Source organism: Pseudomonas trivialis, assembly GCF_036864995.1.
Taxonomy (GTDB): Bacteria; Pseudomonadota; Gammaproteobacteria; order Pseudomonadales; family Pseudomonadaceae; genus Aquipseudomonas; species Aquipseudomonas trivialis.
In genome coordinates this window covers 3,195,758-3,214,160 of sequence record NZ_CP142151.1, presented here as the reverse complement: position 1 = coordinate 3,214,160, position 18,403 = coordinate 3,195,758, and the positions used below count along the sequence as shown (strand labels likewise).

The following is an 18,403-nucleotide window of genomic DNA, read 5'->3' as shown; positions in this document are numbered from 1 at the left end:
TCCGGGTTTGGGGTGTCAGGCAGCCCCGTACCCCCATGCTCAAATCCGGCAATTTCGCCGTGATGGACCTCCCTGGCGAGCCCCCATGAGAAGGATCTTATGCCGCACATTTCCAGCCCGTCGCCCAGCTTCCCGCTCACCGCTGCCCAGCAGGATATCTGGCTCGACCAACAGCGCGCGGGTGACTCGCCGCTCTACAACATTGGTGGTTTTCTTGATTTTGCCGGCCCTGTGGAGCCAGCGCTGATCCAGCAGGCCATCGAGCAACTGGTGGCCCTGCACGATGGGCTGCGCACCCAATTGATCAGCGACGCCGACGGCTTGCCACGCCAGCACTTCGCTGCGGCATTGCCGGTAGAGGTGGCGCGGTATGATTTTTCGTCCTTGCCCGAGCCGCAGGTTGCCGCCCAGGCCTTGATGCAGGCGCAGATGGCCCGGCCCTATGGGTTGCAGGGCGAGCCGTTGTTCCGCTTTTTTCTGGTCAAGCTCGACGCTGACCGCTATTGGCTCGGCACCCAGGCCCATCACCTGATCCTCGATGGCTGGGGCTTCGGCCAGATGCTGCATTCCCTGGCGCAGCTGTACACGGGCATTGCACAGGGCAGTCAGCCGCAGCCGCTGGCGCCGTCGTACATCGACTTCATCGACGCCGACCAGCACTACCGGCATTCGCCGCGTTACACCCGCGACCGCACGTATTGGCTGGACAAATATCAGACCCTGCCCGAGCCGCTGCTGACGCCACGGCACACCGCGCCAGGGCCGAGCAACACGCTGGCGCAAGGGTTTGCGGTGCCGTTGCTGCACCGCATGGAAGAACTGGCCCAGCGTCACCAGGCCTCGGCGTTGCATGTATTGCTGGCGGCGTTATATGTGTCTTTCACCCGCGCCCACCAGCGCGATGAGTGGGTGGTGGGGCTGCCGATTCTCAACCGCGCCAACGCGCGTTTTCGCGCAACCGTGGGGATGTTCGCCCAGGTCAGTGCGGTACGTTTTCAATTCAGCGAGCAGCTGTCTTTTGGCGAATTGGTACGCGGCGTGCGCGACCAGCTCAAGCAGGACATGCGCCACCAGCGCTTCCCTTTGAGCGAGATGAACCGTGAACTGGGCCTGCGCCGTAGCGACCGCGGCCAGTTGTTCGAGGTGTCGGTGTCCTACGAGCAGGACGACCATGACCTGCGCTATGGCGAGGTCCAGGCCCGGGCCATCAAGGTCTCCAACCACCATGAGGCGCTGCCGATTGCCATGCACCTGCGCAGCAATCGCGTGCAGCACACCGCGTGCCTGCATTGCGTGTACAACGAGGCGTATTTCAGTCACGACGAGGTTCAGGCACTGACTGAACGCGTCATCGGGTTGCTGGAGCAGGGCCTGGAGGGCACGGCGCTCACCCTCGCCGAATTGTCCCTGATTACCCCGGCTGAGCAGGCGCAACTGCAACAGTTCAACGCCACCGCCCAGCCCGATACTCAGCCGAGCACCCTGCATGCGCGCATCGAAGCCCAGGCTGCGCGCACGCCGCAGGCCGTGGCGGCGGTGTGTCAGGGCCGGCAACTGAGCTATGGCCAGCTCAATCAACAGGCCAATGCCCTGGCCCATCTGCTTATCGAACAGGGCGTGCAGCCTGACGACCGCGTGGTGATCCTGGCCCGGCGCGGGCTGGACACCCTGGTGGGGCTGCTGGCGATTCTCAAGTCCGGCGCCTGCTATGTGCCGCTGGACCCGGCCCATCCCGCCGAACGCCTCAACTACCTGCTGCACGACAGCGCCCCGGTCGCCGTGCTGACCCAGCATGACCTGCGCCAACGCCTGCCTGTGTTGGACGTGGACGTACCGGTGATCGAACTGGACCGTCCCGCGCTGCACCTGGGCACCAACCCTGACGTGGCGGTGCAGCCCACGCACCTTGCCTACGTGATCTACACCTCCGGTTCCACCGGCCTGCCCAAAGGCGTGATGGTCGAGCACCACAGTGTGTCGAACCTGGTGGACTGGCACTGCCGGGCCTTCAACCTGCACGCGGGCAGCCACACCGCCAGCGTCGCCGGGTTCGGCTTCGATGCGATGGCCTGGGAGGTGTGGCCGGCCCTGTGTGTAGGCGCCACGCTGCACCTGCCGCCGGCCCATGACGGCGCCGAAGACATCGACGCGCTGCTCGACTGGTGGCGCGCCCAGCCGCTGGACGTGTGCTTCCTGCCCACGCCGGTGGCCGAGTACGCCTTCAGCCAGCGCCTGGAACACCCGACCCTGCACACCTTGCTCATCGGTGGCGACCGCCTGCGCGCGTTCAACCGTGCACAAACCTTCGATGTGATCAACAACTACGGGCCCACCGAAGCCACGGTGGTTGCCACGTCTGGAAAGGTTGAAGTGGGAAGCCTGCTGCATATCGGCTCGCCCGTCGCCAATGCCCAGGTCTACGTATTGGATGCCCGACAACGCCGGCTGCCGATTGGCGTTGCGGGTGAGTTGTATGTCGGCGGCAAGGGCGTGGCGCGCGGTTACCTCAACCGCCCGGACCTCAGCGCCGAACGTTTTCTGGATGACCCGTTCAGCGCCGGCCGTATGTACCGCACCGGCGACCTGGCGCGCTGGCTGCCCGATGGCAACCTTGAATACCTGGGGCGCAATGACGACCAGGTGAAAATCCGCGGCGTGCGCATCGAGCTCGGTGAAATCGAGACCGCCCTGGCCGGCCATCCCGCCGTCAAGGAGGCCGTGGTGCAGTTCCGCGAGGGACAACTGCTGGCCTGGTACATCGAGCATCACCCTATCGATATCGACGCCCTGCGCGCCCACCTGCAAACGTCGCTGCCCGACTACATGCTGCCCGCCGCCTATGTGAAGCTGACCAGTCTGCCCCTTACCGCCAACGGCAAACTCGACCGCAAGGCGTTGCCGGCACCGACCCAGGATGCCTTTGTCACCCGCCGTTACGAAGCCCCGCACGACGGCGCGGAAACCACCCTGGCGCAGATCTGGGCCGAGCTGCTGCAGGTGCGGCAAGTGGGCCGGCATGATCATTTCTTCGAGTTGGGCGGGCACTCACTGCTGGCGGTGCAACTGGTGCAGCGCATGCGTCAGGCCGGGCTGCATGCCGATGTGCAGGTGCTGTTCGGCCAGCCCACCCTGGCGGCGCTGGCAGCCGTCAGCCAGCGCCGCGAGGTGGCGGTGCCGGCCAACCGAATTGCGCCAGGTTGCACCCACATCACCCCGGACCTGCTGGCCCTTGTCGAACTCGACCAGCCCAGCATCGACCGCATCGTCGCGGGTATTCCTGGCGGCGCGGCAAATGTGCAGGATATCTACCCGCTGGCGCCGTTGCAGGAGGGCTTGCTCTACCACCACCTCACCGATGAGCGCGATCCGTACCAGCAGCACGCGATGTTCAGCTTTGCCCGACGCGAACAGCTCGATGCCTTTGCCCAGGCCCTGCAACAGGTGATCGACCGGCATGACATCCTGCGCACCAGCCTGGCCTGGGATGCGCTGGAGCAACCGATGCAGGTGGTGTGGCGCAAGGTGCACTTGCGCGTCGCGCCGCTGGGCGACACTGATGAGCCGCTGGACCTGCGCCAGGCGCCGCTGATGGCCCTGGACTACGCCGAACAGCCGCAGCAGCAACGCTGGATTGCGCGATTGCGCTTTCATCACCTGGTCAACGACGCCACCTCGACCACCGTGCTGGTGGATGAGATTCGCGCGCACCTGCTCGGCCAGCAGGCGCAACTGCCGGCGCCGGTGCCGTATCGCAATGTGGTCGCGCAGAGCCGCCTGCCGGCGCGCCAGGCAGCGCACGAGGCGTTTTTTCGTGAGCGTCTGGCGGATGTCGACGAGCCGACACTGGCGTTCGGCTTGCAGGAGCGCCAGGCCAATCGCGCCGACAGTGAAGAGGCCGAACAGGCCCTCGACGAGCACCTCAATCAATGCGTGCGCGAACAGGCCCGCGCCCTGGGCGTGAGTGCCGCGAGTCTGTTTCACCTGGCCTGGGCGCAGGTGCTCAGCCGTGTGTCGGGCCGCGATGACGTGGTGTTCGGCACCGTATTGCTTGGTCGCCTGCAGGCGGGCGAGGGCGCCGACCGCGCACTGGGCATGTTCATCAATACACTGCCGCTGCGGGTGCAACTGGCCGGGCAAACTGTGGTGGATGCGTTGAGTTATACCCACGCCCAACTGAGTGCCTTGCTCGTTCACGAGCAGGCGTCACTGGCGCTGGCCCAGCGTTGCAGCAGCGCCTCGCCGTTGTTCAACAGCCTGCTCAATTACCGCCATACCTCGGCCGACCCCGAGTTGAAGCTGGTGCCTGGAATTGCCTTGCTCAGCAGTGAAGACATCCTCAGCTACCCGCTGATGCTCACGGTGGACGACACCGCCGAGGGGTTTCGCCTCAAGGTCAAGGCGCCGCGCAAGGTCGGCGCCGCGCGGCTGCTGGCCTACCTCGACACGGCCGTGCACGGTCTGGTGCAGGCACTGGAACAGGCGCCGACATCGCCGCTGCGCGATGTGCCGGTGCTGCCCGCCGACGAGTTGCACACCTTGCTGGTGGACTTCAACGCCACCGACACCGTCTACCCCGACACCCTTAGCGTGCAGGCACTGTTCGAGGCACATGCGCGGCGTACCCCCCACGCCATCGCGGTGCAGGCCGGCGAACAACAGCTGAGCTACCAACAGCTCAACGAGCGCGCCAACCAGTTGGCCTACCACCTGCGTGAGCGCGGGGTACAGCCCGATTCGCGGGTGGCGCTGTGCGTGGAGCGCGGGCTGGATCTGGTCGTGGGCCTGCTGGCGATTCTCAAGGCCGGCGGCGCTTACGTGCCGCTGGACCCGGGCTACCCGCGCGAGCGGCTGGCCTACATGCTGCACGACAGCCAGCCGGTGGCGCTGCTGGTGCATGCCGCAACGCGCGACCTGCCGGGCGACGTGTCGATCCCGCTGATCGACTTCGACTGCTGCGCCTGGCGCCAAGCGCCGACCGGCAATCCGTTGGTGCCGGGCCTGAGCGCCGCCAACCTGGCCTACGTGATGTACACCTCCGGCTCCACTGGCACGCCCAAGGGCGTGATGATCGAGCATCGCGGGCTGAGCAACCTGATGCACTGGGGCTCCACACTGTGCCCGAACGCTGAAGGCGGCGCGCTGCTGCAACGCGCGCCGTTCAGCTTCGACGGCTCGGTGTGGGAGCTGTTCTGGCCGCTGACCAACGGCATGCGCCTGGTGCTGGCGCGACCCGACGGGCATCGGGAGCCGGCGTACCTGGCGCAAGTGATTCGCGAGCAGCGCATCAGCGTGATCAAATTCGTGCCGGCGATGTTGCAGCAGTTCCTTGAACTGGACGAGTCGGCGCTGTGCACCAGCCTCACCGACGTGCTGTGCGGCGGCGGCGAACTCACCGAAGCGCTGGCCCGTGGCGTGCAAACGCGCTTGCCCCAGGTGCGCCTGCACAATGTCTATGGCCCCACAGAGGCGACCGTCGACAGCAGCGCCTGGACCCTTGAACCCGGCGCCCCGGTGCCGGCGCTGCAACTGCCGATCGGCCGCGCGATCAACAACACCCGCCTGTATGTGCTGGACGACCACGACGCGCCGGTGCCGCTGGGCGTCAGCGGCCAGTTGCATATCGGCGGGGTAGGCGTGGCACGCGGATACCTGGGCCTGGCCCAGATGACCGCCGAGCGCTTTATCGACAGCCCGTTCGTGGTGGGCGACCGCCTGTATCGCACCGGCGATCTGGTGCGTTACCTGCCGGACGGCAACCTGGAGTTTCTGGGGCGCAATGACTTCCAGGTCAAGCTGCGCGGCGTGCGCCTGGAGTTGGGCGAGATCGAATCACGCCTGCTGGCGCACCCGGCGTTGCGTGAAGTGGCGGTGCTGATCCGCGAAGAGCGGCTGGTGGCGTATTTCACCGTGCGCGAACAGGCGCCAAGCCTGGAAGCGCTGCGCACCCATGTGCTGGAGCAACTGCCCGAGTACATGGTGCCGGCGGCCTTCGTGCAGCTCGATGCTTTGCCGCTGAACCCGGCAGGCAAACTCGACCGCAAGGCCCTGCCGGAACCGGGCCTGGAAGCAGTGATCAGCCGCGCCTACGAAGCACCGCAGGGCGAGGTGGAAACCACCATGGCCGGAATCTGGGCCGACGTGCTGAAGCTGGAACGGGTGGGGCGTCATGACCACTTTTTCGAGTTGGGCGGGCATTCGCTGCTGGCGGTAACCCTGGTGGCACGCCTGCGCAAGGCCGGGCTGGAAGTGGATGCGCGCACGCTGTTCAGCCAGCCGACACTGGCACAACTGGCAGTGCGCACCCAGGCGCAGGTGCAGCGAGTGGAAGTGGCGCAAACCACCATTCCGCAGCTCAACCGCCGTCGCAGGATTTGAGGGCCAGAATTACGCTGATCCTGATCTTGAAATACGCTCCCTGTGGGAGGGGGCTTGCTCCCGATGGCAGTGGGTCAGCCAATGATTGGCTGACTGATTCACCGCCATCGGGAGCAAGCCCCCTCCCACATTTTTTGCGCGCGTTCAGGCAGTGGTTTTTGGGTTGTTCATGCAGTGGATAGAGCGACCCACCGTGGTCCTGGCAATCTCCAGCAAATGCCACACCGCCAGAATCTTCGCCCGCTTGGGGCTCTCCAGGTGCTCACTGCACAAACCATGACCAAATGCCATTAACCAACACCCCTATGGATTGCGGTCAATGTGGGAGATTCGGCCAGCGCTGTCGCGCAGCAAACTGGAGCCTCCCACACTGGGTATTCAGTGTCTGTAAGCACCGGGTCGCTTCACTTACTCACTGGAATAAACCCCACACTCCCACCCTCACGCTTGTGAAACAACCGCTCCCCATTATCCGGCTGGGTAACGATCACTTGGTGATCTACTTCCAGAAACGCCAGCGGTGTCGGGTCGTCTTTGGAGAACTGCGCGATGATGATGGTGTGCTGTGGATCAAATTCCTGGCCGCTGGTTTTCTCCAGCCAGGCCATGAACGCGGCGCTGTCGCCCTGGCGCGGGAAGTTTTGGGTTTCGCTGACGTAGTAGAACGGCTTGCCGCCATTGTTCAGGTACATCGGCAGCTTGTTGTCGACTTCCACCAGCACCATCTGCCACTGATCCCACGGTGCTGTTTTCACCGCCTGTGCTTTCACATCCTCGACAAACTGCGTCACGCCGCCGTTGCCGTTGGTCCAGGGATACACGACGCCGATCACCAGCAGCATCAAGCCCGCAGCGCAGCCAAAGCCCTTTTGCCAGCGCGGCCAACTGGCGGGTTTTTTCGCCAGGCGTTCACTCAACCACCACGCTGCCAGCAGCTGGGCAAAAGGCACCAGGGGCAGTACGTAGTAGCTGCGTCGGCTGCCGCTGGCGGTAAAGAACACGAACAACAGGCCCAGGCCCCACACCAGCCAGCGCACATTGGGCGGCGTTTCGCGCCAGTGGCGCAGCGCCAGCCACAGGCCGAGCATCCAGCAGGGTGCCCAGGGCAGGGTGTACGCCGGCAGGTAGATCAGGTAGGTGTAGATCGGCCCCATATGGTCGAAGGGGTCGAAGAAGCGCACCACGTTTTCCTTGAACACCAGCTCCAGGCCGCTTTCGCCATAGGTGGGTGCTCCATAGAGATGGGACAGTACGAAGGGAATCGCGTAGAACGCGCCGGCGATAATCACGGCCAGCAGCAGGCGCAGGTTGAAGTGGCGTTTGTAGCGCTGTTCGCTGAGCAGGTGCGGTAACAGCACCAGGCCCGGCAGTACGAAGCCGATCAACCCCTTGAACAATGACGTCGCCGCCAGCAGCAGGAAAAATACTGTGTAGCGCCCCAGCCGGGTGTCGTCCGGCCCGCGCCAGTACCACCACACGGCGGCCAGCACGCCGCATACGGTGAGCACATCCGCCGTGGCCACCCGCGCCCAGAACAGAAAATAGAACGTGGTGGTCAGCATCCAGCCGGCAATCAGCCCGGTGCCCTTGCGAAACAGGCGCTCGCCGATCAGGTACACCAGCCAGATGCTCAGCCATGCGGCGATCACCGACGACAGGCGCAGCGACCATGGGCCCAGGCCGCCCATCAGGTTGGCAAAGCCGGTGATCAGCCAGTAGGAGGGCAGGGGTTTGTCATAGTAGGGTGCGCCCTTGAGATAAGGGTCGAAGTAGTCGCCGCTTTGCAGCATCTGCAGGGCGATATTCGCCCAGCGTGTTTCCGGTCCCCACAGGTCGCGGCTGCCCAGGCCCAGCAGCAGGAGCAGGGCTGATACGCCCAGCAGCAACAGCAGGGCGCCGCGTTCGGTTTTCCAGAAACTCATGGGTATTCCTAAGGGGATTGCGGGTAGAGGGTAATGACCAGGTCGCCCTTGCGGTAGCGCTTGCCACCGGGTGGCAGTTGCCCCTCTTCACGGTGTTCGCTGGTGCTTCTGACGCGCAGCAGCACGCCGACCGAGCCGTGTTTGCGCGCTTCGGTGAGCCACGCCTGGACGGTCTCCAGGTTGACCTTGCGGTGCGCCGCGTCGGCATATGTCAGGCCGTAGCGCAGTTCGCCTTCGGTGTTGTAAAGCGTGACGTCCGCGCGGTTCAGTCGCCAGGCCAGTGCGGAGGCCGATTCCAGTTGATTGCTCAACAGCGCCTGGGTCTGCTGCAGTTCGTCCAGGTGTTCGAGCACGAACTGGTCGGGCATTTCGTTGTTGGCGATCTGCGCCGGCATGCCCACCGGCAGCAACACCACCAGCAGGCCGATGCCCAGCGCCGGTGTGGCCCACAGCGTCAGCGGGCGGAAGGCCTGCAGCAGGTTGGCAAGGATCCAGCCCAGCAGCACGATAAATGCCAGCGACAGGCTGAACATCTCGGCATGGCTGTTGCCGTACAGCGGGCGGTCGATTTGCAGGTAGATCAAGGCCACCATCGCGAGCAGGTCGACGACCAGATTGATCACGCCGTTGAGGCGGATGGCGCGTGGCTTGTGCTGGTGAACCAGGTCGATCAGCGCATGCCCCATCAACAGGGCCAGCGGCAACAGGCACGGCATGATGTAGGTTGGTAGCTTGCCCCGGCTCAGGCTGAAAAATGCCAGCGGCAGCCACAGCCAGAGGGAAAGGAACACGATGGCCGGCTGGCGTTTTTCCCGCCAGCTTTTGAGCAGTGTGCTGGGCAGCAGCCCGGTCCAGGGCAGGCACGCCACCACCATGATCGGCAGGAAGAACCACCACGCCCGCGCATGCTGTGCATCATCGGCGGCAAATCGGCGGATGTGTTCGTGCCAGAAAAAGAAGCGCCAGTAGTCCGGTTCCTGCACATGAATCGCCCAGGCCCAGGGCAGACACAGCAGCAAGGCAACGCCCACGGCCAGTGGACCATAGCGCAGCAATTCACCCAGCCTGCGTTGCCACAACAAGTAGGGCACCGCGATCAGCACCGGCAGCAGCCAGGCCAGGAACCCTTTGGTCATGAAGCCCATGGCGCAAGCCACCCCGAGCAGCGCCCAGGCGCCGAGTCGGGCGCGTGGCGTGCGGCTGTCGAGGGCGAACCACAGCGCCACCAGACTGAGATTGACCCAGAACGTGAATTGCGGATCGAGGTTGGAGTACCCGGCTTGCCCGGCCACCAGGCCGAAGCTCAGGTAGAGCAGGGCGCAGGCGTAGCTTTTGCGCGGATCGTTCCACAGGCGGCGGGCGATCAGGTAAGCCAGCAACACACTCAGACCAGTGGTGAGTGCCGAGGCAATCCTCACGCCGAACAGATTCTGGCCGAACACCGCCTGGCCGAGGGCGATCAACCAGTAGCCGCCGGCAGGTTTTTCGAAGTAGCGCAAACCCATGAAATGCGGCGACACCCAGTTGCCGCTGGTGAGCATTTCCTGGCTGATCTGGGCGTAGCGGGTTTCGTCGGGCACCCACAAGCCATGCAGGCCAAGGGGCAGCAGGTAAAATGCGGCGATTGCCAGCAACAGTAAGGGCAGAGGTTTTAGTCGGGTCATGAGCGCGCGGCTCCTTGACACTTAATGACGGAGTGGGGGGCTATATAAGTAATAAGAGCAAGACTCAAAATGTTCACTAACTGGGTCGAGTTATGTTGGGCGCCGTTAATTAACGGGCGCGGCTCAACATGCCAGAACAGGCCTGTCATTTTGCTGAATAGGTAATGCTGGATATGTAAAAAAGTGTGTTCAGAGGTTTTTCAAAACAGCCGCCCACGCTGGACCATTGACCAGGCCCAGGGTGTCGAACCTGCCGTCGGCCCTTGCCCGTATGAACAGCGCACTGCCGTACTGGGGAAACGCCGCGTGGGGGTAGCCCAGGGCTTTTTCGAAGTCGGCGATGCAGCCACTGTGAGTGACGAAGATCAGGTTGCGCCCGGGGTGTTTGCGCTGCAGCAGCTGTTCGCCGATCGCCTCGCCGCAGATGGCCTGCGGATCAGCCGTCAATTGGACGTTGCCGAACATCGCATGGGCCGTCTGGGCCGTGCGAGTGGCGGGGCTGGCGAGCACGTCGGTACGCGTCATGCCCAATACGTTGAAGGCTTTGCCCAGCGCTTCGGCGTGTTGATTGCCGACGACGGTGAGGCCATCGGCCGGGCCGAGGCAGTGGTTTTTCGAGCGATCACAGCGCTCTTCATGGCGCACCAGCACGATCAGTTCGCCTTCCCGCCAGGCAGGCAGCAGGTGCGCAGTCAGCAGCCGTTTGCCCACACCCAGGTCGCGGGGTGTTGCAGGCCACAACAGCCAGCCCGCAAGCATCAGGCTTACGACGGCAAGGCTCATCCGCCACGTTCGCCAGCGCTTGATTAAGCGTCGGCGCGTGCGCGGTTTGGTCAGCGTGAGGTCAACCACATCATTCACCATGACCCGTATTTATTAATATTCAAGTAGGCGCAATGCATTAACGGATACCCGCAGTGGGATAAAGAGGCTGTCACAGGGTGGCTGTCTTTTGGCTGAACATCCCGCGGTTAAAAGTTGTCGCATTAAATAACTAAGAAGTTGCCGACTCATCAGTCATGGGCCGGCAATTTAAAGTGGCAGTGGTGGGCGCGCAGTGAAATTCATGTGAAAAATTTGCTTACTTGTCGCCATCAGCCGTTATTCTCGTTTTCAGTTTTTCAAGTGAGCGTGTTTATGTTGCAGGTGCACGGCGTACGCAAGAGCTACACCACCCCCCAGGGGCCGCTGGCGGTGCTGGCCGGCGTCGACCTGCACTTGGGCGAGCGCAGCAGCCTGGCGCTGATGGGGGAGTCGGGCAGTGGCAAGAGCACGTTGCTGCACCTGGTGGCCGGGCTCGACCGCGTGGACGCAGGCAGTATCCAGGTGGGCGAGCAACGCCTGGACCAACTGGGCGAGGCGCAACTGGCGCAGTGGCGGCGCAGCGAAATCGGCCTGGTGTTCCAGCAGTTCAATCTGATCGGCAGTTTGCGCGTCGACGATAACCTGGCCTTCCAGGCGCGTCTGGCCGGGCGTTTTGATCCGCACTGGCAGGCGCAGTTGATCGAGCGCCTGGGCCTGGGCGACTTGCTCAAGCGTTATCCCGAGCAACTCTCCGGCGGTCAGCAGCAGCGGGTGGCGGTGGGCCGCGCGTTGGCGTCGCGGCCGCGCCTGTTGCTGGCGGATGAACCCACCGGCAATCTCGACGAAGCCACCAGCGACGACGTGCTGCAACTGCTGCTGGACCTGTTGCGTGACAGCCCCACCAGCCTGCTGATGGTCACCCACAGCCCACGCATCGCGGCGCGGCTCGACCGCCAGGTGGTGCTGCATCGCGGGCGGGTCGTGCCCGCCGTTGCGTCTTGAAATGAGAGTATTTTATTGGGCCTTGCGCGCGCTGCTCAGCCACTGGCGGCGTCACCCCGTGCAGTTTTTCAGTGTGCTCACCGGCTTGTGGCTCGCCACGGCGTTGCTCACCGGTGTGCAAGCCCTTAACAGTCAAGCGCGGGATAGCTACGCACGCGCCGGCCAGTTGATCGGCGGCGAGCCGCAAGCCAGCCTGAGTGCGCCGGATGCCGCCGCTTTCCCCGAGGTGCTGTTTGCCCAGTTGCGTCGCGCCGGCTGGCCGGTGTCGCCTGTGGTGCAAGGGCGCGTGTTACTCAAGGGGCATGAAGACCAGCGCCTGCAGTTGATGGGCATCGAGCCGCTGTCCCTGCCCGGCGGTGGGGCGGTGGCGGGGCAGCGCTTGAGCCAGGCGCAGATGCTCGCGTTTTTTGCCGCGCCGGGGCGCACCTGGATTTCGCCGCAAACCCTGCAGGCGCTCAGCCTGCGCGAGGGCGAGCAACCTCACACCGTCAGCGGGCAAGCGCTTCCGCCCTTGCAGGCCCAGCCGGACATGGCTCCCGGCCTGCTGCTGATGGACATCGGCTTTGCCCAACCTCTACTGGGCATGCCCGGGCAATTGTCACGCTTGCTGTTGGACAAGACCTTCGCCGCCACCCATCCCACGCCACCGGCCGGCTTGCAGCTCAAGCAGGGCGAAGACAACAACCTCGCGCGCCTCACCGAAAGCTTTCACCTGAACCTGGATGCCCTGGGGTTTCTGTCCTTTGTGGTCGGGTTGTTTATCGTCCACGCCGCCATCGGCCTGGCCCTGGAGCAACGACGCAGCCTGCTGCGCACCTTGCGCGCGTGCGGGGTCAGCGCGCGCCTGCTGATCCTCAGCCTGGGCGTGGAGCTGGGCGTGCTGGCGTTGCTCGGCGGCATGCTGGGTGTGGCCAGCGGGTACTTGCTGGCCAGCCTGTTGCTGCCGGATGTGGCTGCCAGCATACGCGGCCTGTACGGCGCCGAGGTGCCGGGCCAACTGAGCCTCAGCCCGGGCTGGTGGGTAGCCGGGCTCGGCTTGAGCCTGCTCGGCGCGCTGCTCGCCGGCGCCGGCAGCCTGTGGCGCGCGGCACGCTTGCCGCTGCTGGCGCTGGCCAATGCCCAGGCCTGGCATGAGGCCCATGGCCGCTGGTTGCGGCGCCAGGGGTGGGTGGCGGCGGCGGCGCTGCTGATTGCGCTGCTGGCGCTGTGGCTGGGCAACAGTCTGGCCGCCGGGTTTGTGCTGATGGCCGCACTGTTGCTGGGCGCGGCGCTGGGCTTGCCGGTGTTGCTCAATGCGCTGCTCAAAGGCGTGCTGGGGCGCAGCCGTTCGGTGTTGGGGCAGTGGTTTCTCGCCGATTGCCGTCAGCAATTGCCGGCCCTGAGCCTGGCGCTGATGGCGCTGCTGTTGGCGCTGGCGGCCAATATCGGCGCGGGCTCCATGACCTCGGGCTTTCGCCACACCTTCGATAACTGGCTGGAACAGCGCCTTACCGCCGAGCTCTACCTCAACCCGCAAAACCCGGCGCAGGCCGAGCAGATGCACTCCTGGCTGGCCCGCCAACCGCAGGTGCAGGCGGTGCTGCCCGCCTGGCAGGTCAGCGTGCAGTTGCAGGGCTGGCCGGCGGACGTGTTCGGCGTGGTCGACGACCCGACCTACCGTCAGCACTGGCCGTTGCTGGAAGCCGTCGGCCAACCCTGGGACCGCCTGCATCAAGGCGATACGGTGATGCTCAGCGAACAATTGGCGCGGCGCTTGAAGGTGCGATTGGGCGATACGCTCAGCGTGCCCACCGCACAGGGCAACTGGTCGCCTTCGGTGGTCGGGATTTACGCCGACTACGGCAACCCCAAGGGCCACCTGCTGGTCGATTCACAGCACCTGTTGGCGCACTGGCCAGGGCTGTCACCGGTGCGCTTCAACCTACGGGTGTTGCCGCAACAGGTACCGTCGTTGATCCAGGCCGTGCAGCGCACCTTTGCCCTGGAGGACAGCCGTATTGTCGATCAACAGCAGCTCAAAGGCTGGTCGAGCCAGGTGTTCGAACGCACGTTTGCCGCCACGGCCGCGCTCAACAGTCTCACCCTCGGCGTCGCCGGTGTGGCGCTGTTCATCAGCCTGTTGACTCAGAGCCAAAGCCGCCTTGGCCAACTCGCGCCGTTGTGGGCGCTGGGCGTGACGCGCCGACAACTGATGCTGCTCAACCTGGGCCAGACCTGGCTGCTGGCGGTGCTGACCCTGGTGCTGGCCTTGCCCCTGGGCCTGCTGCTGGCCTGGTGCCTGGATGCGGTGATCAACGTGCAGGCCTTTGGCTGGCGTCTGCCGTTGCAGGTATTTCCGTGGCAGTTGGCGCAATTGCTGGGGCTGGCAATGCTCGCCACGCTGCTGGCCTCGGCCTGGCCGCTGTGGCAGCTGTACCGCAGCCGCCCGGCGGATCTGCTGAGGACCTTCGCCCATGAAAATTAAAGCCTGGTTGTGGTGTGCGTTGCTGCTGTTGAGTGCGTGCGACAAAGCCCCCGCCCCCGAAGAAAGCTTTGCCGGCCTTGGCAGCGATGCCGCGGACTTTGCCCAGGTAGTGCCAGGCAAGGTGTTCACGTTTCCCGAAGACCACGGTGCGCATCCAGGCTTTCGCATTGAATGGTGGTACGTGACCGCCAACTTGAAGGACGCCCAGGGCAATGTGTTTGGCGTGCAGTGGACGCTGTTTCGCAACGCCTTGCAGGCTGGCCCCGCGCAGGCCGGTTGGCGCGATTCCACAGTCTGGCTGGGCCACGCGGCCGTCACTTCTGCCACCCGGCACTACGCTGCCGAGCGTTATGCCCGTGGCGGTGTCGGCCAGGCCGGTGCTCAGTCGGCGCCGTTTGCTGCCTGGATCGACGAGTGGAATTTTGCCAGCCGTCCCGGCGCGGCCAGCCCCTTGGCAGACATGCAACTCAAGTCCGGCGGCGCGCAGTTTGCCTACGATTTGCGCTTGACCTCCAGCCGCCCGCTGGTGCTGCAAGGTGACCGTGGCTACAGCCGTAAATCGGATCAGGGCCAGGCGTCGTATTACTACAGTCAGCCGTTTTTTACGGCCAGTGGCAGTGTCAGCCTGGATGGCAAGGTGTATCAGGTGACCGGGCCGGTCTGGCTGGATCGGGAGTGGAGCAGCCAACCTCTGGCCGCCAGCCAGACGGGCTGGGACTGGTTTTCGCTGCACCTGGACAGGGGCGAGCAGTTGATGCTGTTTCGTGTGCGGCAGAAGGACGGTTCGGGTTACCTGACGGGTACCTGGATTGATCCGCAAGGGGTGACGCAGACCTTGCACAACGCCGATATCCAGCTCACGCCATTGGCCACCACCGAGATTGACGGGCGCCGTATTCCCACGCGCTGGTCGCTGAAGATTCCCGGCAAGGGCTTGGATATTACGACGCAGGCCGTCAATCCCAAGGCCTGGATGGATTTGAATATTCCGTACTGGGAAGGGCCGGTGAAGTTTGAGGGTGGGGTGGGGTATCTGGAGATGACCGGGTACTAGGCGTGGTTGACGGGGCGCCTGAGATCAAAATCAAAGCAAAGCAAAAACTCTCGTGCAGCAAAAGTGCACCTCTGTGGCGAGCGGGCTTGCCCCGCGTTGGGGTGCGAAGCGCCCCCAATCAAGAAAAGCGCGGTGTACCTGACACTACTCAGAGCCTGGTTCTGGGGCTGCTTCGCACCCCAACGCGGGGCAAGCCCGCTCGCCACGACAGGCCCGCTCGCCAAAGTAAAAGTGGTAAAGGTTTGACGGTAGGTCGGGCCGCTTTCTGTAAGCGCAAATTCTCTGCCGTGTAGGCAGCCTCCCAAATGTGATGGACCCCTCCCGGACTTGTGTCCAGGCCGTGCTTCCCTGCTTATATTTCGACGCCAGTTTCATTGCATCCCGGATGTAAGGCATGGCGCAGAGCCACATCAATGACCGCACAACGGACTAAGAGTGTTTGAAATCGCGCTTGATGGGCGGCGGCCTGAATCGACAGCGCTCTGATCATTTCGACGTACTGAATCGACACCTGCGCCCCGGTCTTGTGGCACCGGGGCAATTGGTGATTATTCCCGATGCCGGCAGCGTGAGCTGTTCCGGCGAGGAGGCCTGGTTGATGCGGCATGCTGAACAGGTTCGTCGCAGCCTGGAGCTGAATACGTCGGCCGGCGCGGTGGTGATCGGCAATTATGATTTGCTGCAGAGTTTTCTTGCGTATGGCTCGATTGGTGTGGGAAGCGCAGCGTCTGGCTGGGGGCGGCATCTGGATGAAGTGGGGCGAACACTGGGAGAAATCGAACATTTGCATCAGCGGTTGAAGAGTGGCGGGTTGGACAGGGATGGATTTGTTCGGCAGCGGCAGATGCTGTTTGGTCGATTGGATGCGCAGTTGCAAGGAGCGGCGCGTTTCGGGACGGGATTGCAAGGCAATCAATCGTTGAAGAAAGTGCTCGGATTGTCGACTAAAAGTTATCTGCACAAGAATGAAATTGCAGGGTATGCGCAAAGAATCAAGGCGATAACGCGGACGTCGAAGTGGTTGGGCAAAGGGACATATGCAGGATTGCTGTTGGATGTTGGCGTCACAGGTTTGGAGATCAAGGAAGCCTGTATGACGGGTAAGGAAGCGCAGTGCAGACGAGCGAAATATGTGGAGGCGGGCAGGTTTGTGGGCGGGGTGACGGAGCTGCCATTGGGGCAAAATTAGCTGCTGATGTAGCTCGTAGTGCTTGTCGCTTGTATCTGGGCGTTTATTTGAAAGGAAATGGATTACTTGCGTGTGGAGTCATTGGAGGTGCAGCGGGAGGCAGCGCAGCCGGAAATGCAGGTGGTGCTGGAGGTGCTTTTTTGGGCGGGGAGATCATTGAAGTTGGTGGAGACTTGATATTCGAACCTGAAGGGGCCTGACAATTGTCATTCTTTCTCGTCTACACCGTCGTCTGGTTTGTTGGAGGCCTTGTTATCCTCGGGCTGCGACTATTTGCCGAATACGTAAAACTCGACAGTCTGGAAAGCTGTTTCAGCCAAAATGAAAAGGTTCGCGGCACCAAACGTTTTTGGGGAAGAAACCAGCCGATCGACAGGTTTTATCGCATGTTGCAGATTTATGAGTTTTTGTCCGATTCAAAACGCCACGTGGAAGCAGGAATCGTGACGGAGGCCGAACTGCAATCCATTTCTTTGTCACTCAGGCGTTGGGTGCTGTGGCCTTTTTACCTTACTTATATTTGGGGAGGCGCAACCATCGTTTGGTGTCTCTGGTTTTGGTGGTTCGACATTCAAATCTGATGTGATATCCGGCAGAGGAGAGTGTCATGTTTTCTTGCATTTAACGTGCGCCTGGCTTCAGTGAACACTCCCGACTACCGGCTATTGTCAGAAATTTCCCGCAGGAGTACAAATGTACTCCATGACGACTTTAACCCCCCGCCGTACCGCCATCCTGACCTTTATCCGCGATCGCATCGCGCAGCAAGGGCAGCCTCCCAGCCTCGCCGAGATCGCCGAGGCGTTCGGCTTTGCCTCGCGCAGCGTGGCACGCAAGCACGTACTGGCCCTGACCGAGGCCGGTTTTATCGAGGTCAACCCCAACCAGGCTCGCGGTATTCGCCTGCTCAATCAGCCGGCGCGGCCCGACTGGCTGGATGTTCCGGTGCTCGGTCGCGTGGCCGCCGGGTTGCCCATCGGTGCCGATGCCGAGGTGCACAGCCGCCTGCAACTGGACCCGACCACGTTCGCCAAAACTCCGGATTACCTGCTGCGGGTGCAGGGCGATTCGATGATCGAAGACGGCATTCTCGACGGTGACCTGGTGGGCGTGCGCCGCAGTGCCGAGGCCGTAAACGGGCAGATCGTGGTGGCGCGCCTGGATGGCGAAGTCACCATCAAGCGGTTCGAGCGCCACGGCGACAGCGTGCGCCTGTTGCCGCGCAACCCTGCGTATCAGCCCATCGTGGTGGGGCCTGACCAGGACCTGGCCATCGAAGGGGTGTTCTGCGGCCTGGTGAGGCAGGGTTGATGGGCGCTGTCATTGCGCTGGACACGCTGTTCAATGGCGGCCGCGTGTGGAAAGGCCGACCCGCCGCGCCACCGGCCAGCGTGCACCCCACGGGGCTGGCGGCGCTGGATGCGGTGCTGCCCAGCGGTGGCTGGCCGGAGTCGGCCCTCAGCGAAATCCTGATGGCCACGGAGGGCGTGGGCGAATTGCAACTGGTGCTGCCGACCCTGGCGCGCCTGTCGGCGGCAGGGGAGCGAATTGTGCTGGTGGCGCCGCCTTACACGCCGTACGCCCATGCCTGGCACAACGCCGGGGTGGACCTGCGTCAGCTCGCCGTCATCCAGGCCGAGGAGCGCGACGCGCTGTGGGCGGCGGAACAGTGCCTGCGTTCCGGCAGTTGCGGCGCGGTGCTGTGCTGGCCGCGCAAGGCCGATGACCGCGCCTTGCGCCGCCTGCAGGTGGCGGCGGAAACCGGGCAGACCCTGGCGTTTGCCTGGCGCGCATTGGGCGAGGCGGTCAATGCGTCGCCGGCGGCCCTGCGCCTGGCGGTCGAGGCGCAGCCTGCGCAGGTGCGCGTGCTCAAGTGCCGGGGCGGGCTGGCCCACCCGGCGCCGATCGCGCTGGCCGGGCACTGAGGTT

The 18,403-nt window shown here is 63.7% G+C and carries 11 protein-coding genes and 1 pseudogene; 8 read left to right on the top strand and 4 right to left on the bottom strand.

The genetic code is table 11. The annotated features are described in order from the left end of the window. The first annotated feature begins 99 nt into the window (after positions 1–99). Positions 100–6,375, top strand: coding sequence for an amino acid adenylation domain-containing protein (locus tag VRB54_RS13805; protein WP_338477656.1), 6,276 nt, complete (start codon positions 100–102; stop codon positions 6,373–6,375). Positions 6,376–6,519: 144 nt separating this feature from the next. Here the strand turns inward: VRB54_RS13805 and VRB54_RS13800 are convergent, their stop codons facing one another. From VRB54_RS13800 to VRB54_RS13785, 4 genes are all read right to left on the bottom strand, one after another. After that, positions 6,520–6,666, bottom strand: a complete 147-nt coding sequence (locus VRB54_RS13800) for a hypothetical protein (protein WP_338481157.1) — start codon at positions 6,664–6,666, stop codon at positions 6,520–6,522. Between the two features lie 113 nt (positions 6,667–6,779). Then, positions 6,780–8,297 carry an ArnT family glycosyltransferase gene (locus tag VRB54_RS13795; RefSeq protein WP_338477655.1) on the bottom strand — a complete coding sequence of 506 codons (1,518 nt, stop codon included), beginning with the start codon at positions 8,295–8,297 and terminating at the stop codon, positions 6,780–6,782. Between the two features lie 8 nt (positions 8,298–8,305). Beyond that, positions 8,306–9,961 carry a lipid IV(A) 4-amino-4-deoxy-L-arabinosyltransferase gene (arnT, locus tag VRB54_RS13790; protein ID WP_338477654.1) on the bottom strand — a complete coding sequence of 552 codons (1,656 nt, stop codon included), beginning with the start codon at positions 9,959–9,961 and terminating at the stop codon, positions 8,306–8,308. A 189-nt stretch (positions 9,962–10,150) separates the two neighbouring features. Then, on the bottom strand, positions 10,151–10,825 hold the full coding sequence (locus VRB54_RS13785) for a histidine phosphatase family protein (RefSeq protein WP_338477653.1): 675 nt from the start codon (positions 10,823–10,825) through the stop codon (positions 10,151–10,153). A 273-nt stretch (positions 10,826–11,098) separates the two neighbouring features. Between VRB54_RS13785 and VRB54_RS13780 the strand changes: the two genes are divergently transcribed. The 7 genes and pseudogenes from VRB54_RS13780 to imuA all read left to right on the top strand — a co-directional run bounded on the left by VRB54_RS13780 (position 11,099) and on the right by imuA (position 18,399). Beyond that, the gene (locus VRB54_RS13780; protein ID WP_338477652.1) at positions 11,099–11,767 is read left to right on the top strand and encodes an ABC transporter ATP-binding protein; all 669 of its coding nucleotides are present in this window, start codon (positions 11,099–11,101) and stop codon (positions 11,765–11,767) included. 1 nt (position 11,768) lies between these two features. Next, positions 11,769–14,231 carry an ABC transporter permease gene (locus VRB54_RS13775; protein WP_338477651.1) on the top strand — a complete coding sequence of 821 codons (2,463 nt, stop codon included), beginning with the start codon at positions 11,769–11,771 and terminating at the stop codon, positions 14,229–14,231. Then, positions 14,221–15,285 (top strand): lipocalin-like domain-containing protein, encoded by a 1,065-nt coding sequence (locus tag VRB54_RS13770; protein WP_338477650.1) that lies wholly within the window; start codon positions 14,221–14,223, stop codon positions 15,283–15,285. The genes VRB54_RS13775 and VRB54_RS13770 overlap by 11 nt, the downstream gene beginning before the upstream one ends. A 454-nt stretch (positions 15,286–15,739) precedes the next feature. Further along, positions 15,740–16,674 (top strand): annotated as a pseudogene (locus tag VRB54_RS13765) (hypothetical protein). A 3-nt stretch (positions 16,675–16,677) separates the two neighbouring features. Further along, a complete protein-coding gene (locus tag VRB54_RS13760) occupies positions 16,678–17,055 on the top strand; it encodes a hypothetical protein (protein WP_338477649.1) in 378 nt (125 codons plus the stop codon). 112 nt (positions 17,056–17,167) lie between these two features. Further along, a complete protein-coding gene (lexA, locus tag VRB54_RS13755; protein WP_057007451.1) occupies positions 17,168–17,785 on the top strand; it encodes a transcriptional repressor LexA in 618 nt (205 codons plus the stop codon). Next, positions 17,785–18,399, top strand: coding sequence for a translesion DNA synthesis-associated protein ImuA (gene imuA / locus VRB54_RS13750; protein WP_338477647.1), 615 nt, complete (start codon positions 17,785–17,787; stop codon positions 18,397–18,399). Before lexA ends, imuA begins: the two co-directional genes overlap by 1 nt. Positions 18,400–18,403 lie beyond the last annotated feature (4 nt).

Coding starts and splice junctions, on each gene's coding strand:
- VRB54_RS13805 (WP_338477656.1), top strand. CDS start 100: ATGCCGCACATTTCCAGCCCGTCGCCCAGCTTCCCGCTCACCGCTGCC.
- VRB54_RS13800 (WP_338481157.1), bottom strand. CDS start 6,666: ATGGCATTTGGTCATGGTTTGTGCAGTGAGCACCTGGAGAGCCCCAAG.
- VRB54_RS13795 (WP_338477655.1), bottom strand. CDS start 8,297: ATGAGTTTCTGGAAAACCGAACGCGGCGCCCTGCTGTTGCTGCTGGGC.
- arnT (WP_338477654.1), bottom strand. CDS start 9,961: ATGACCCGACTAAAACCTCTGCCCTTACTGTTGCTGGCAATCGCCGCA.
- VRB54_RS13785 (WP_338477653.1), bottom strand. CDS start 10,825: ATGGTGAATGATGTGGTTGACCTCACGCTGACCAAACCGCGCACGCGC.
- VRB54_RS13780 (WP_338477652.1), top strand. CDS start 11,099: ATGTTGCAGGTGCACGGCGTACGCAAGAGCTACACCACCCCCCAGGGG.
- VRB54_RS13775 (WP_338477651.1), top strand. CDS start 11,769: ATGAGAGTATTTTATTGGGCCTTGCGCGCGCTGCTCAGCCACTGGCGG.
- VRB54_RS13770 (WP_338477650.1), top strand. CDS start 14,221: ATGAAAATTAAAGCCTGGTTGTGGTGTGCGTTGCTGCTGTTGAGTGCG.
- lexA (WP_057007451.1), top strand. CDS start 17,168: ATGTACTCCATGACGACTTTAACCCCCCGCCGTACCGCCATCCTGACC.
- imuA (WP_338477647.1), top strand. CDS start 17,785: ATGGGCGCTGTCATTGCGCTGGACACGCTGTTCAATGGCGGCCGCGTG.